Source organism: Sphingosinithalassobacter tenebrarum (genome assembly GCF_011057975.1).
Taxonomy (GTDB): Bacteria; Pseudomonadota; Alphaproteobacteria; order Sphingomonadales; family Sphingomonadaceae; genus Sphingomonas; species Sphingomonas tenebrarum.
The window spans coordinates 3697508-3711270 of record NZ_CP049109.1 but is presented as its reverse complement, the minus strand read 5'-3'; the positions used below and the strand labels follow the sequence as shown (position 1 = coordinate 3711270).

General features: G+C 62.5%; 13 protein-coding genes and 1 tRNA gene. 4 read left to right on the top strand and 10 right to left on the bottom strand.

Annotation, left to right across the window (positions count from 1 at the left end; translation table 11 throughout):
• Positions 1–28: 28 nt before the first annotated feature.
• Both G5C33_RS18420 and G5C33_RS18415 read left to right on the top strand, forming a co-directional pair.
• Positions 29–466 carry a DUF2793 domain-containing protein gene (locus G5C33_RS18420; RefSeq protein WP_323126173.1) on the top strand — a complete coding sequence of 146 codons (438 nt, stop codon included), beginning with the start codon at positions 29–31 and terminating at the stop codon, positions 464–466.
• A 107-nt stretch (positions 467–573) separates the two neighbouring features.
• A complete protein-coding gene (locus G5C33_RS18415; RefSeq protein ID WP_165328484.1) occupies positions 574–1701 on the top strand; it encodes an OmpA family protein in 1128 nt (375 codons plus the stop codon).
• A gap of 271 nt (positions 1702–1972) precedes the next feature.
• Here G5C33_RS18415 and ygfZ read toward each other — a convergent pair whose 3' ends face one another.
• Positions 1973–2716 carry a CAF17-like 4Fe-4S cluster assembly/insertion protein YgfZ gene (ygfZ, locus tag G5C33_RS18410; protein ID WP_165328483.1) on the bottom strand — a complete coding sequence of 248 codons (744 nt, stop codon included), beginning with the start codon at positions 2714–2716 and terminating at the stop codon, positions 1973–1975.
• Between the two features lie 46 nt (positions 2717–2762).
• Here ygfZ and G5C33_RS18405 point away from each other — a divergent pair, with 46 nt between their 5' ends.
• On the top strand, positions 2763–4088 hold the full coding sequence (locus tag G5C33_RS18405; protein WP_165328482.1) for a dihydroorotase: 1326 nt from the start codon (positions 2763–2765) through the stop codon (positions 4086–4088).
• Between the two features lie 18 nt (positions 4089–4106).
• On the opposite strand, the gene G5C33_RS18400 is transcribed toward G5C33_RS18405, so the two are convergent.
• A complete protein-coding gene (locus G5C33_RS18400) occupies positions 4107–4871 on the bottom strand; it encodes a DUF1134 domain-containing protein (protein ID WP_165328481.1) in 765 nt (254 codons plus the stop codon).
• Between the two features lie 159 nt (positions 4872–5030).
• Here G5C33_RS18400 and G5C33_RS18395 point away from each other — a divergent pair.
• A tRNA-Ser gene (locus G5C33_RS18395) sits at positions 5031–5123 on the top strand.
• Between the two features lie 39 nt (positions 5124–5162).
• Here the strand turns inward: G5C33_RS18395 and G5C33_RS18390 are convergent.
• From G5C33_RS18390 to G5C33_RS18355, 8 genes are all read right to left on the bottom strand, one after another.
• Positions 5163–5399, bottom strand: coding sequence for a hypothetical protein (locus G5C33_RS18390; RefSeq protein ID WP_165328480.1), 237 nt, complete (start codon positions 5397–5399; stop codon positions 5163–5165).
• Positions 5396–5995, bottom strand: a complete 600-nt coding sequence (locus tag G5C33_RS18385; protein ID WP_206518593.1) for a hypothetical protein — start codon at positions 5993–5995, stop codon at positions 5396–5398. Before G5C33_RS18385 ends, G5C33_RS18390 begins: the two co-directional genes overlap by 4 nt.
• A 370-nt stretch (positions 5996–6365) precedes the next feature.
• Positions 6366–7187 (bottom strand): sterol desaturase family protein, encoded by an 822-nt coding sequence (locus G5C33_RS18380; RefSeq protein ID WP_165328478.1) that lies wholly within the window; start codon positions 7185–7187, stop codon positions 6366–6368.
• Positions 7188–7218: 31 nt separating this feature from the next.
• Positions 7219–8547, bottom strand: coding sequence for an amidohydrolase family protein (locus tag G5C33_RS18375; protein ID WP_165328477.1), 1329 nt, complete (start codon positions 8545–8547; stop codon positions 7219–7221).
• A 29-nt stretch (positions 8548–8576) separates the two neighbouring features.
• Positions 8577–9983 (bottom strand): aromatic ring-hydroxylating oxygenase subunit alpha, encoded by a 1407-nt coding sequence (locus G5C33_RS18370; protein ID WP_165328476.1) that lies wholly within the window; start codon positions 9981–9983, stop codon positions 8577–8579.
• A 28-nt stretch (positions 9984–10011) separates the two neighbouring features.
• Positions 10012–10857 carry a TauD/TfdA dioxygenase family protein gene (locus tag G5C33_RS18365; protein ID WP_165328475.1) on the bottom strand — a complete coding sequence of 282 codons (846 nt, stop codon included), beginning with the start codon at positions 10855–10857 and terminating at the stop codon, positions 10012–10014.
• A gap of 45 nt (positions 10858–10902) precedes the next feature.
• Positions 10903–12381 (bottom strand): aromatic ring-hydroxylating oxygenase subunit alpha, encoded by a 1479-nt coding sequence (locus tag G5C33_RS18360; RefSeq protein WP_165328474.1) that lies wholly within the window; start codon positions 12379–12381, stop codon positions 10903–10905.
• Positions 12378–13745 carry an aromatic ring-hydroxylating oxygenase subunit alpha gene (locus tag G5C33_RS18355; protein ID WP_165328473.1) on the bottom strand — a complete coding sequence of 456 codons (1368 nt, stop codon included), beginning with the start codon at positions 13743–13745 and terminating at the stop codon, positions 12378–12380. Before G5C33_RS18355 ends, G5C33_RS18360 begins: the two co-directional genes overlap by 4 nt.
• Positions 13746–13763: the final 18 nt, after the last annotated feature.

Here is a 13763-nt window from a genome sequence, read left to right as displayed (position 1 = left end):
GTTGCAAGCGGGGCAGGCGCAAAAGGAAATGTCTCATAATGAAGCGCTGATGCGGATCGACATCGTTTGCCAGGCGATGGTGACGGCGGCGGGGATCGATGCTCCGCCGGCCGCGCCCGGCGTCGGCGAATGCTGGGTCGTCGGAACCGAGCCCACGGGCGATTGGGCGGAGCATCCCGGCGCGATTGCCTGCTGGACCGAAGGCGGCTGGCGCTTCGTCGCGCCGCGAGAGGGAATGACGGCCTGGGTGACGGAAAATCCCGGGACTGCGCGGTTTCGCGGTGGCGCGTGGGAAACCGGCACGGTTCACGGGCGTCTCCTGGTCGGCGGTGTGCAGACGGTCGGCGCGCGGCAGCCGGCGATCGCGGATCCTTCCGGGGGGGCAACGATTGACACCGAAGCGCGCACGGTCGTGGCGCAGCTGCTTTCCGCATTGCGCGAACACGGTCTGATCGAGCCCGATTAACTGTGACGTTCCTGCAACAGTGCCCTGATTCTTCGGCTTGCGTGGAAACCTTCCTTTAGGTAGGGAGTTAGCGCTGTCCGTAGTGACATCAATGAAAGGGGATCAAAATGCGGAAGCTTGCCGTCACACTGGCACTCGCGTCGACCGCGCTCAGCACTCCCGCCCTGGCCCGCGACGACGCGTGGTACGTGGGTGTGGAAGGCGGCGTGATGCTCGTCGAAGACATCGATTTTGACATCAATTCCGCGCCGCAGGCCGGAACCGTCGATCACGACTATGGCTGGGATGTGGATGCCGCTGTCGGTTACGACTTCGGCGCGTTCCGCATCGAAACCGAGGTCGGCTATCGCCGTGCCACGGTCGACAGCTATTCCTCGACGGTCAGCACGCCGGTCTACACCGCTGGCGGCGCCCTGGCTTCGACCAACGGCGGCGGCACCTATAACGGTGCGGGCGGCAAGACCTCGGCGCTCAGCTTCATGGTCAACGGCATGTTCGACTTCGGCGACGGTCCGACGACCGCGTTCGTCGGCGGCGGTGCCGGTGTCGCGCGCGTCAGCGCTGAATATGCGCTGACCAACGGCGGTGCGTTCCTGGACGATTCGGACACGGTTTTCGCCTATCAGGGCTTCGCCGGTGTTCGTCAGGCGCTTTCGGACAACATCGACGTGACGCTGAAGTATCGCTTCTTCAGCACCGACAAGGGCAACTTTGTCGATATCGTCGGTCGTGAATTCGAAGGCCGGTTCCGCTCGCACAGCATCCTGGGCGGCCTGACCTACAATTTCGGTGCGCCGGCTCCAACGCCGACGCCGACGCCCACGCCGACGCCGACGCCGGTCTACACGCCGACCCCGACTCCGACGCCGACCCCGACTGTGGTCTGCACCCCGGGGCCGTACATCGTGTTCTTCGACTGGGATGAGTCGGACATCACGCCGGAAGCGGCCAACATCCTGAACAACGCGATCAGCAACTATCGCAACTGCGGCAACGCCCAGGTGATGCTTGCCGGTCACGCCGACCGTTCGGGCCCGGCCAGCTACAATGTCGGCCTGTCGCAGCGCCGCGCGGACTCGGTGAAGGCCTACCTCACCGCTCGCGGTATTCCGACGGGTGTGATCACCACCGAAGCGTTCGGCGAAAGCCAGCCGCGTGTCCCGACCGCGGACGGTGTGCGCGAGCTTCAGAACCGTCGCGTGGAAATCAAGTACGGCCCGGGTTCGGGTATGTAAGCCACGCGATCCGAAGCTTTCGGATCAAGAAATCGGGGAGGTCGGGAAACCGGCCTCCCCTTTTTCATGCCTGCCGCTTTTCCTTGCGAGTGGCGCATAGTGTTTTGCGAGACCGGTCAAGCCGCGGCAACCGGCTTCGAAGCTCGGGTTGCCGTCGATGCGGCGGGGCGGTTCGAACTGTCCGGGGACGGCAGATTATTCCGAACGACGATGGGATCGGCGCCTGTGCGCTGCGCGATGAACTGCAGCGCGAGCCGGCTTCTGCATCAGTCTATTCCTGCGGCACTGCGAGCGCGGCAGCCAGCCAGTCGGGAATGTGCGCATTTCCGAGATCGTCGATGCGCCGATGCTCGACCATCAGGCCCAGCTCGGGATAGCGCGCCCGGGTGCGGTTGCTTTCTTCGCCCAGCGGGGCGACCACCAGACGCCGGTTCACCTTGCCGCGATAGTGCATCCGCGCGGTATTTTCCTGGCCGATGAAACACCCCTTGTCGAACCGTACGCCGTTGAGCTCGCGCGCATTGCATTCGAGCCAGAGCGTCTTGTCCTGCCCCAGTTCCGCGACGCCTTCGGTAACGCCGAGGCCAAGCCGATGCGCGCGCCAGCCCGTCGCCGGCGCCGCATCGCGAGTGCCCAGCCAGCGCCGTCCCAGCCTGGCGAGACGCGGATCGGCATAGCCGTCCGTGCCATTGGCGGCCCAATGGACTCCGATATCGTCGACCGGCGTGATCTCGATCGGGCGCCGAAGGCGATAGAGCGTCAGGCGCCGCGCCAGCGCGTCAAGCTGTTCGCTCTCGCAATCGATCAGCATCGTGCCGTCGCTCGCTTCCCAGATGAGAAAATCGAACAACGCCTTGCCCTGCGGCGAAAGCAGCCCCGCCCATTGCGGCGTTTCCGGCGTCACCAGCGTCATGTCCTGCGTGACAAGGCCCTGAAGAAATCCGCGAACATCCTCCCCCGACACTCGAAGCAGGGCGCGGTCGGCAAGCAGCGTGGCTGGACTGGTATCGGACATGGGGAACAGGTAGGAGGCAGACCCGGCCTGGAAAAGGGGATAGTCGATGGCGAGCGTGGATCTGAAGCTGAGCGGTGGCCGAGTTCATCTGCCCGCGGGGCCGGTCGACTGCGATATCGGCGTGCGAGACGGGCGCATCGTCGCACTTGGCAATGTTGGCGATGCCGGCGAAACAATCGACTGCACCGGGCTCGACATCCTGCCCGGCGTCATCGACAGCCAGGTGCATTTCCGCGAGCCGGGTCTGGAGCACAAGGAAGACCTGGAAAGCGGCAGCCGATCGGCGGTGCTCGGCGGCGTCACTGCGGTTTTCGAAATGCCCAACACCAATCCCAACACCGACAGCGAAGCGGCGGTGGCCGACAAGCTCGCGCGGGCGCGCGGGCGGATGTGGTGCGATCATGCCTTTTATGTCGGCGCTACCGCCGAAAACGCCGATATGCTGGGCGAGCTCGAGCGGCTTCCCGGAACGGCCGGGGTAAAGATCTTCATGGGCGCTTCGACGGGCAATCTGCTCGTCTCGGAAGATCGGGAATTGGCGCGCGTATTGCGGTCGGGCCATCGTCGCGTGGCAGTGCATTGCGAAGACGAGGCGCGAATGCAGGAACGGGCCGGCGAACGCGTCGCTGACGACCCTTCCTCCCATCCGGTCTGGCGCGACGACGAAAGTGCGATCCGCGCGACGCGGCGGATTTTGGGGCTGGCGCAGGAGGCGCGGCGTCGGGTTCACGTGCTGCATGTGACGACGCCCGCCGAACTCGAATTGCTCGCCGCGCACAAGGATGTCGCGACGTGCGAAGTCACGCCACAGCACCTGACGCTGGCGGCCGAGGACGCCTATCCCGCGCTTGGTTCGCATGCGCAGATGAATCCGCCGATCCGATCGGCGGCGCATCGCGACGGGCTGTGGCACTGGATGACACAGGGTGTGCCCGATGTGATCGGTTCCGATCACGCCCCGCATACGCGCGAGGAAAAGGCGCAACCCTATCCCAAGAGCCCCAGCGGCATGCCCGGCGTCCAGACGCTGCTGCCGTTGATGCTCAATCATGTCGCCGAAGGGCGGCTCACGCTGCAGCGGCTGATCGATCTCACCAGCGCCGGGCCGCAGCGCGTTTTCGGGCTGGTGCGCAAGGGGCGGATCGCAGCCGGTTATGACGCCGATTTCACGGTCGTGGATCTCAAGGCGAAATGGACGATCGAGGAAAGCTGGCTGGCCTCGCGCTGCGGCTGGTCGCCCTTCACCGGCATGGCGCTGACCGGTAAGCCGGTCGGCACGATCATCCGCGGCAATCGCGTGATGTGGCAGGGCGACCTGGCCGAAAGCGCGGTGGGCGAACCTGTGCGATTCGAATCGGTCGTCTACGGCTGATCGAAGCGATGGCGCCCCTCAGAAGGGCAGCCAGCGCTGCTTCTCGGTGAATTTCATATAGCCGACATTGGCGCCCAGCCGCCAGCCGACGCCGAGCCGCACCGGGATCAGCACTACGTCGCCGCTGCGCATATAGGTCGCCGAAAACCCGCCGACGAAATAGACGCGGCCCTCACCGCCGGGGAAGCGCTTGTAGAGATCCTGGGTGTCGTAGAGATTGTAGACGAGCACGAACACCTTGTTGGCATCGCCCCCGACATCGAAGCCTACCGACGGCCCCGTCCAATAGACCGGGCGCTGCCCCTCGACCTTGTGGAACAGCGTTCCCGACCCGTAGCGCAGCCCGACGATGAACGCCCCGCTCGCCTCGCGTCCGGCGATATAACCGTTCGGCTCGCCCTGATCGCGCAATATGTCTTCGATGATCCCGGCAAGGCCTTCGGCCCCCTGGCCGAACACGCCTTCCGCCGCGCCGATCAGATCGTCGCGTTTGTAGGTGGTGCTGTCCTCGGCCGGGACCTGGGCACCCTGACTGGCCGGATATTCGGGCTGGACATAGCCGCCGCTGCTTTGCGTCGGCGTGGGGCTGGGCGTCGCATAGGGATCGTAGGGATCATCGGCATGGCCGTCCTGCTGATTCTGGTTCGAATCCTGCGGCGGGTACAGATCGGCGTCGATCTGGCTGTTGGGATCGATCGTCTGGATATCCTGCGCGACGGCCGGAGCCGCCGAGAATGCCAGTGCCGCCGCCGCGGCGATGATGATCCGATAAAAGCTGGCCATGCGCCTACCCCGCAAACATAGAGTGACGTTCCCTATGCGGTAGCCGATGAGCGGGCAATGAACGGGCGGCCACCCGAGTCCTATTCGCGTCGGATCGCGGCGCGCGATGGTGTTGCGTCGCTTCGAGAGCAAAGCTATAGCGCGCGCTTCAGGCCGTTCGGAGACGTGGGTGAGTGGCTGAAACCAGCGGTTTGCTAAACCGCCGTACGGGGATTACTCGTACCGAGGGTTCGAATCCCTCCGTCTCCGCCATTTTATCGGTATTGTAGCGCAAATGCACCAAGCGTTCCGCTAGAAGTTGATCACCAAACGATCGATAGAGTTTTGCGCGTAATCACTGGTCCTGTGGATGAGTCTCTTGACCACCCGGTAGCCGAGACCGTCGTTGGCTACGATCCTGTCGACAACCGATTGGAACCGCTCCAAGGCTTCCTCCGAGTCTTCTGCTGGCCCGAAAATTGCGCCACCGATGTCGCGAGCGACTCGATAGTCAGGGCCGCCGGCTAATAGGTCGTCAAGGAAGCTCATTCGCTTACGCCTGCTCGTTGCTTTACAAACTCCCGATGAAACTCCCACGCCTCGTCGCCGATGCCAAGGGCGACGCGGCTGAGCATCTGCATCACCCAGCTCGGGCCGGAGATAATCTCGTCTTCATCGATCTCTTGGCTGTCAAAGTCCGGGTTCGTCGGAATTTCGACGTTCACGATCCACCATTTTTCAATTTTCTGGACGAGCGCCATTAGAATGGTGAACTGGTTCGCGAATTCCGGCGGCTTAGACCCGTCGACCATAGCCGTCATTTCATGTGCCAGATCGTTGCGGGCGTCTGTCACCGCGCGAATCGAAGCCTCGTCATCGACCGTGATTGCATCCATCATTCGTAGCCAAGCAATCGATCCTCGAAGAGCATCGTTCTTTCCTTTAAGGTCACGGGCTAAGATTTCGCTCGTGTATTTCGCGCTCGGTTGTGGTCCATCGCGCGTCCATTGATCGGCGAAGAACGCCAGTGGGTGCCGTTTTATCGTGTCGAGCAACATCTCATGGCCGATGAGAAACAACCCCGCCGAGATGAGCTTCGTGCGAACCACGTCAGGGTTCAAGAAGGATTCCCATGCGTCTATCATGTTCGCGGGTCTCTCCATCCGGGCGCGGCCTATTCCAGCAGACGCGCCACTTGCCGGTTAGCTGGCCAGCATCCATTCGCTGGGTTCGACGAAGCCGCGTCGTCGTTTCTCGTCACTGTTTTCATGCGACGAGTATCCGCCGCAGTGGGCGCAGCGAAAGGCATTCGCTACCCATGGGTGGCGAGCGGGTCGACTGGTTGATGCTGATGGACGAGTGAGCGCTTTCCGACCGGGTGGAAACGACATTTGGCGTATCCGCTTCCCGGCATGGATGCGGCTGTCAGGGCGTGGGCCGGGGCAAGCGGACGCGGAAGAGGCGGAACCTTAAGGTCCCGCCTCTTCTTTTCCGTCGCACGAATGTCGAGCGTGATCAGGAAGCGCCGTTCTGAGGACTGACCTGCGCCTTGCGGCGGCGTTTCACGCTGCCGGCCTTGCGCGGCTTGTCGCCATAGTCGAGCGTGCCGAACAGCCAGTCGTAGAACAGCGATATCGTGGCGAAATTGCCCCCGGTGAAGCGGGCATGATGGTTGTGATGCATCTTCGCCATCGTGTTCGCATAGCGGAACGGGAATTTGTCCGCGGTCCACAGATCGTGATTGTGCAGATTGATCTCCGAAAAGGCGATCCAGGTGATCACGATCGTCACGACATGGAAGTCGCCCATGAAGCGCGACAGCAGGAACACCGTGCCGACATAGAGAGACAGACCGAGCGCCACTTCGATCGGATGGATGAAGCTCGAATCGCCGCGGCAGGGATTGTGCTGGCGGTGATGCACGGCATGCACCCACAGCAGCGGCCCGCCGAAAAAGCCTTCATCGTGGAAGAGGAATCGATGGGCGAGATAGTAGAAGAAGTCGTACACCATCAGGATGACGAACATGTCGACCAGATAGCGCCACCAGGGCTGTGCTTCGACAGTGACGCAGAAGGGAATGATCAGCCCGAAGATCACCGCGAAGAAGACGACGCCCCATTTGCGGTTCCATTTCTGGTTGGCCGCATAGGAGGCCTTCTGCATCTTCGTCGCATAGGCTTCATGATTGGCGGCCCGCGCCTCGCGCAGCGTCGGCACCAGCGCTACCGCGATCTTCTTGGCGATGAAATTCACCACGAAGATCGACACCAAGGTGATCAGCGAAAGCTGCCAATGGTAATCGGCAGCGATCGCGTCGAAAGAAAATCCGTTCATCGGAATCTCCTGCAATCCGGTGGCGGAGGCCTCAGGCCTCCGCCATCTCCTTGGCGCGGCGTTCCGCATGGTCGCGGAACATCTGCATCACGTCACCCGACGTGACCGGACGATCCTCGGTCATCGGCACGGCGCCGCCCGAGGATTTCGGCGCGGTGTCGACGCCCTTGGCCTTGGCGCGGGCATGGCAGGCGCCGACGGTCAGGTCCTCGCGCTTGTTGTGCTCGAACATCGCGTCGTGGCGCAGCCACTTGATCGCGTTGAGGTGCGTCACCTTGTCGATCTGCTCGTCGGTGAGACCCTTGACCTGCTCCCAGAGCAGTTCGGCGGCGTCGGGCCACAGCGCGTCCGAATGCGGATAATCGACTTCATAGGTGACATTATCCTCGCCGATCTCGCTCAGGTTCTTGAGGCCATAGGGGTCCCAGAGGAAGCAATGCGCGAAGTGGCGCTTCATCAGCTCGCTCGGCTTGATGTCCTGGAAGCGCGACTTGGTCCACGCCTTGTGGCGCCAGTTGGAGAAGTCGGCGCGTTCCATCAGATACGGCACCCAGCCGATCGAGCCTTCGGAGACGATGATCCGCATGTCGGGATATTGGTGCAGTTCCTCGAGCTGCAGCCAGTCCGACACGCCCTGCGCGACCGAGAGCGGCATGGTGGAGATCCATGCCTCGATCGGGGTTTCCTCCGACGCGTGCGGCGCCGGGTTGCCGGAGCCGATGTGCAGCGCGATCGTCATGTCGTTCTCGACGATCGCCTTGTAGATCGGGTCCCAATAGGGATTGTGGATGCTCGGCAGGCCCTGCACCGTCGGGTTCTCGTTCATCGAGACGCAGTGAAAGCCCTTTTTCGCAAGGCGATGGACTTCGTCGACGGCGGCTTGCGCGTCCCAGGTCGGCAGGATGCCGAGCGGGATGAAGCGGCCCGGATAGGCCATGCACCATTCGTCGTAATGCCAGTCGTTATAGGCCTGCATGTGGCGCAGCGCGAGCTTCTTGTCGGGCGCCTTGTGAAAGGTCTGCCCGTCGAAGCCGATCGAATTGCCGAAGCACATCGAGGCGGCAATGCCGTTGACGTCCATGTCGTCGATGCGCGCATCGACGCTCCAGCAGCCGTCGCGCAGCTGGTCGAGCGACGTCGGCTCCATGCCATATTCCTCGAACGGACGGCCGACGACGGCGTTGAGGCCGACTGACGGGCGGATATTGCCCTGATATTCCCAGTAATTCTTGCCGCGCGGATCGACGCGCAGCTTGGGCGCGCTTTCGAGCAGTTCGCCCGAAAGCTGGTTGTCGAACAGGGTCGGCGGTTCGCAAATGTGATCGTCGGTGCTGATCACGATCATGTCATTCTTTTGCATGTTCAATTCCTCTCCAGGAACAGCGGGGGTTAAAGGTCGAGATCGAATATCTTGCCGTCGAAATTGCCACCCAGCTTGCGGGTGGCGGCGGCGAGCTTCTCCGGCTCGGCGCCGGCGATGTATCCGTCGATCAGGCGCTGATAGTTGGAGATCAGCCCCTCGACGCTCTTGGCCAGCCGCATGAAATCGAAGCCGGTCGAGTGCAGGCCTTTCTGCTGCAGCGGGATGTTCGAATAATCCTGACGCGGGATCATCGGGAAATCCTGGCTGTCATAGGGCAGCACGGTCGGCTCCTGCGGAACCTCGGGCTCCTCGCCTTCGGGATATTGCGTCAGCGACCAGATTTCGAAGCGGCACGTCTCCGGCCCGGTCGGGCGGATGCGATACGACGCCATCGAGGTGAAATAGGTGAGCAGGAAATAATTGGGGAAGAGGTAGGTCACCGCTTCCACCGGATGCTCGACCATCACCTTGGCGACATCGGGAACATCCTCGCCCTTGGCGCGAAGCTGCTCGGTGATGGCGGTCATTACCATGCCGTACCAGGCCATCACGCCCTGCTGGGGGTCCTCGGGCAGATCGACATCGGCGAACTGCTTGGCGATCGCCACTTCCTTGGCGTGGACCAGGCCCGACATGCCTTCGTTGAGCAATTCCATCGTCTCGATGGCCTCGGCGATATTGCCTTTGGTATCGAGATTGGGATTGATCAGCGGACCCAGCCCGCCGGTATCGTTGCCGTAGCGCGCATTATACAGGCTCGGCTGGGCGTGCTGGAGCTGCGGGTGCGTCTTCATCACGTGATAGCCTTCCATGAAGGCTTCCATCGCGATCTTCCAGTTGGCGGGCAGCTCGGTAGCGAACCACCATTCGACGCGCAGCTTGTCCATGCCGCGCGCTTCGAGCGCGGGCAGAACATCGCCCATGCTCTCGCGGAACGAAGGCGCATCCTTGTCGTGATTGATGAAGGCGCAGCCGCCCCAGGTTTCGACGCGCACTTCGCGCAGCGCGAGTTCGGCGGGGTCGAGCTTGTCCTCCTCGAACAGCTGGCGACCATAGACGAAGGTGTTTTCGCCATCCATGTTCCAGCGCCAGCCGTGGAACGGGCAGATAAAGCCCTTGGTCTTGCAATTGCCGTGACCGCCTTCGGTCAGCGGCACGCCGCGATGGCGGCAATGATTGTGATAGGCCTTCACACCGCTCTTGGTGCGGACGACGATCACCGATTTGCCGACATTGGTATATTCCACCCAGTCGCCGACATTGGGGATCTGCTCGAGCCGGCACGCCATTTGCCAGACATGCGGCCAGAGATGCTCGTTCTCGAGCGCGTAGAAGGCGGGATCGTAATAGCGCGAAGCGGGCACCATCGCGGGATCGCGAACCGCGAACGGGTTGACGGCGGCCAGCGCTTCCTTTGCGTCGTAATCAGCCATGATCTTGTTCCTCTCCAGTCAGCCGCGATCAGGAAAAGGGCTCGTCGCCCAGCAGGATCGTACGGCGGAGAAGACGCCCGCAATCGGGATCGTAGGGGCGGGCGCGGTGCAGCGTGCCGGTATTGTCCCACATCACCGCGTCGCCGACTTCCCACTCATGGGCGTAAGTGTAGGGTTCGCTGGTCGCGTGTTCCCGCAGGCCGTGCAGGATGCGCGCGCTTTCCTCGTCGCTCTTGCCCAGAACCTTGTGCGCGGTGTTGCCCAGAACGAGCGACTTGTGGCCCGATTTATGGTGCCAGACGAGCGGTAGTTCGGCCGAACCCTTTTCTTGCCAGTCCTCAAGCTGCGCGAGCGTCGGTTCGGGGCAGTGATAGAGCTGTGAGACCCACATGCTGTGCTTGACGCGCAGATCGTCGATCTCGGCCTTCTTCTCCTCGGGCAGATCGTCGTACGCGGCGTAGCAATTGGCGAATTCGGTGTTGCCGCCCCAGGTGGGCAGCACTTTCGACGACAGCACCGATCCGCGGATCGGCACCGGGTTCATCGAACCGTCGATATGCCAGAACAGCGAGCCCTTGAGATATTCGATCGTGCTCTTGTCGTTTTCCTTCTCGTCGAGCGAGATGGAAAAGACCGCGCCGCCCTTGACGCCGATCTCGGTGGCGTTGCCGCCGAGCAGATTGGTGAACTGGATCTGTTCCTCGTCGGTGAAACCGATCTTCTTGAAAACCAGTACGCCGCGCGCTTCGAGCAGTTCGTTGATTTCGTCGGTCAGATCGCCCGAGAGCAATTCTTCCTTGGTATTCGATATGCGGCTGCCGATCTTTTCCTTGATCGGCTCGGCCTTCAGGCGGGTCCGCGTGGTGACGGTCATGGGTGGCTCCTCTCCATTTGAGCCGGCCCATTCCCGACTCAGATGCTAACTATGCTCAGCATTTTGCGCACCCTCTTTGATTTCGCTCAATCGGGAGTGTTCCGTAGCGTCACTTGGTCCCGGGATCGGCGTCGGCGCCCCGGCGTCCATATAACGGGCGAGATTGCGGTGGAGATTGGTGACTTTCCGTTCCTGCCAGGGATTGGGCAAGTTGCCCTTGAACCCCTGCGACTTATAGCCGCGCTGCACTTCGACCATGTTCGAAATGTCCTGCGCGATGACGTGCGGCCATTGCGACAGATCTTGTTCGGCATAGGTCCATTCGGTCTCGGGTTCTTCCCCTTCGGGAAAGCGATCGAGCGCGACGGCTTCGAAGATGCATTTGTCAGGATCGGTACCGTACGGGCGGACGCGATAATATAGCGAGAAGGTCGGCCCGGGGATCAGGTTCATGTTCGGGAAGAGCGCGACCGCGAGTCCGGCCGCCGCCATTTCCCTGTCGCTGATTTCAGGCCAGTCGACGCCGCGCGCGGCATCGTCGCGGCGGGCGGATTCGAGCCAGTGGCGATGCACCTCGGCGGCGGGCGTGCCTTCGGGCAGTTCCTCCGGCAGCCGCTGTGCCGCCTTCACCAGCGTTTCGGTGGTGCTGCCGCCGATGGTTTCCCAGAATTCGGCCTGCATCTTCGCGATGGTGTAGCGCGGATCGTCCTCGCCCGCGGCACGATGGACGCTGGTCGCGGCAGCCGAAGCCTCGCGCTTTTCCTTGCTGTCGAACCCGGTCTGGCTGTGCATCCCGATGACGCGGCTGAACGAATAGAAGTCGCCATATTTCATCAGCTGGGGATGCGTCCCCTGGACATGATAGGCTTCGAGAAAGGCCTCGAGCGCGACTTTCCAGTTGCAGTCGAAAATGCCCCATTGGCGGAAGCGATAGCGCATCGCCTCGAACTGGAACGGATCGAGCAGGCTGGCGGCAGGCTCGAGCCATTCGCGCAGCGGCCCCGCCTCCATATCCATGTTGATCCAGATCCAGCCGCCCCAGGTATCGACCTGCACCGGCGTCAGGCTGGTGCAGACATGGTCGAGCATGCCGCCCCAATCCTCGGCATCGGGGATATGTTCGGCGCTGCCGTCCAGATCGAAGGTCCAGGCGTGATAGTTGCAGCTGAAGCGCAGGCGATTGCCCTTCGCGCTGTGCGCGCCGGTATCCTGCGCCACCGTCTTCGGCCCGCCGCCGGTGTTATTGCCGACGAGCCGCCGCCCGCGATGCGGACAGACATTGTGGAAGGCGCGCAGGGTCTCCGGCGTATCGCGCACGATCAGGATCGAATCGTGGCAGATATTATAGGTGATATAGTCGCCGACCTGTTTGAGCTCCTCGACCCGCCCGGCCTGCTGCCACACTTTCGACCAGAGCCGTTCGGGCTCGGCCTGCGCATATTCGCGGCTGATGAACGCATCGACCGGGTAGGTGACGGCCTCGGACAAATCGTCCGAGACCGCCTTGCCGACGGGGCCGTTCATTTCGGTTCTTCCAGCGCGACCGGGAAGCCGGTGCCCATGTAATTGGCGAGATTGCGGTGCAGGCTGATCACCGCGCCTTCGGACTTGGGATTGGGAATGTTGCCGCGATAGCCGTCCATCTTCATCCCCTGCTGCACGGCGGCCATGTTGCTGAAATCCTGTTTCAGAACATGCGGGAAATCGGACGGATCGGCATAGGCCCATTCGGTCTCGGGCGCTTCGCCTTCGGGATAGAGCTCATAGACCGCGACTTCGAAATAGCATTGGTCGGGGTCGTATCCGCACGGGCGCGCCTGATAGCAGAGCATGTTGTTGACCGCGTGGCCGATCTGCTGATTGGGGAAGATCTGCCACGCAGTGCCGCTCTTGCCGGCCGTTTCGGCATCGACTTCGGGCCAGAAGACGCCGCGATCGGCGTCGATCTTGCGCGCGGTGTCGAGCCAGTATTTGGACACTTCGGCCGCGGGCGTCCCTTCGGGCAGCACATCGGGCAGGGTCTGGGCGACATCGACCAAAGTCTGCGTCGTGTTGGTGTTGACGCCTTCCCAGGTATATTTCTGCATCTGCGCCGTCGAAATGCGCGGATCGCCCGCGCCAAGGCGCAGCTTGGCCTTGTTCGCCTCGAGCCCCTTGGGCGCGTCATAGCCGATATGGCTGTGCCGGCCCTGCTGGCGGCCCCAGCCGGTGAAATCGCCGAACGCGTTGAATTCGGGATGCGTCCCCGCGACGTGATAGGTTTCGTTGAACGCTTCGAGCGCGACTTTCCAGTTGCAGTTGAACTTGGTCCAGCAGCGCCAGCGCGGACGCATATTCTGGAGCTGGAACGGCTCGAGTGCGGACGCGGCAGGCTCGAGATAGTCGCGCAGCGGCTCGGCATCCTTGTCGAGATTGATCCACAGGAAGCCCGCCCAGGTGTCGAGATTGACTTCGCCCAGCCGCGTCACTTCGGAGCAGAGGCCGACGCCCCAATCCTCCTTGTGGCGGATGCCGCTGGCGCTGCCGTCGATATCGAAGGTCCAGGCATGGAAGCCGCAGACGAACTTGCGTGCGTTGCCGCGCGCGTTGCGCATGCCCTCGGGCGTGTCGACCAGCCGCCGCCCGCGATGGGTGCAGACATTGCGATAGGCCTTCACTTCGTCGGGCGTGGTGCGGACGATCAGCACGCTGTCGTCCAGAATGTCGTAGGTGATGTAATCGCCGACATTCGGGATATCCTCCAGCCGGCCGGCCTGCAGCCAGGTCTTGCGCCACAATTTGTCGCGCTCGGCGCGGGCATATTCGGGCGAGACATAGGCTTCGACGGGAATGACGACGGCTTCGGACTGGGTTTCCGAGAGCGTCGGGAAAGCTTTGACTTCGTTCATGGCATCCTCCTTCGCCAA

Bases quoted from the DNA above. Each gene is read 5' to 3' on its own strand.
- G5C33_RS18420 (WP_323126173.1), top strand. From the start codon at position 29: ATGTCTCATAATGAAGCGCTGATGCGGATCGACATCGTTTGCCAGGCG.
- G5C33_RS18415 (WP_165328484.1), top strand. From the start codon at position 574: ATGCGGAAGCTTGCCGTCACACTGGCACTCGCGTCGACCGCGCTCAGC.
- ygfZ (WP_165328483.1), bottom strand. From the start codon at position 2,716: ATGTCCGATACCAGTCCAGCCACGCTGCTTGCCGACCGCGCCCTGCTT.
- G5C33_RS18405 (WP_165328482.1), top strand. From the start codon at position 2,763: ATGGCGAGCGTGGATCTGAAGCTGAGCGGTGGCCGAGTTCATCTGCCC.
- G5C33_RS18400 (WP_165328481.1), bottom strand. From the start codon at position 4,871: ATGGCCAGCTTTTATCGGATCATCATCGCCGCGGCGGCGGCACTGGCA.
- G5C33_RS18390 (WP_165328480.1), bottom strand. From the start codon at position 5,399: ATGAGCTTCCTTGACGACCTATTAGCCGGCGGCCCTGACTATCGAGTC.
- G5C33_RS18385 (WP_206518593.1), bottom strand. From the start codon at position 5,995: ATGATAGACGCATGGGAATCCTTCTTGAACCCTGACGTGGTTCGCACG.
- G5C33_RS18380 (WP_165328478.1), bottom strand. From the start codon at position 7,187: ATGAACGGATTTTCTTTCGACGCGATCGCTGCCGATTACCATTGGCAG.
- G5C33_RS18375 (WP_165328477.1), bottom strand. From the start codon at position 8,547: ATGCAAAAGAATGACATGATCGTGATCAGCACCGACGATCACATTTGC.
- G5C33_RS18370 (WP_165328476.1), bottom strand. From the start codon at position 9,983: ATGGCTGATTACGACGCAAAGGAAGCGCTGGCCGCCGTCAACCCGTTC.
- G5C33_RS18365 (WP_165328475.1), bottom strand. From the start codon at position 10,857: ATGACCGTCACCACGCGGACCCGCCTGAAGGCCGAGCCGATCAAGGAA.
- G5C33_RS18360 (WP_165328474.1), bottom strand. From the start codon at position 12,381: ATGAACGGCCCCGTCGGCAAGGCGGTCTCGGACGATTTGTCCGAGGCC.
- G5C33_RS18355 (WP_165328473.1), bottom strand. From the start codon at position 13,745: ATGAACGAAGTCAAAGCTTTCCCGACGCTCTCGGAAACCCAGTCCGAA.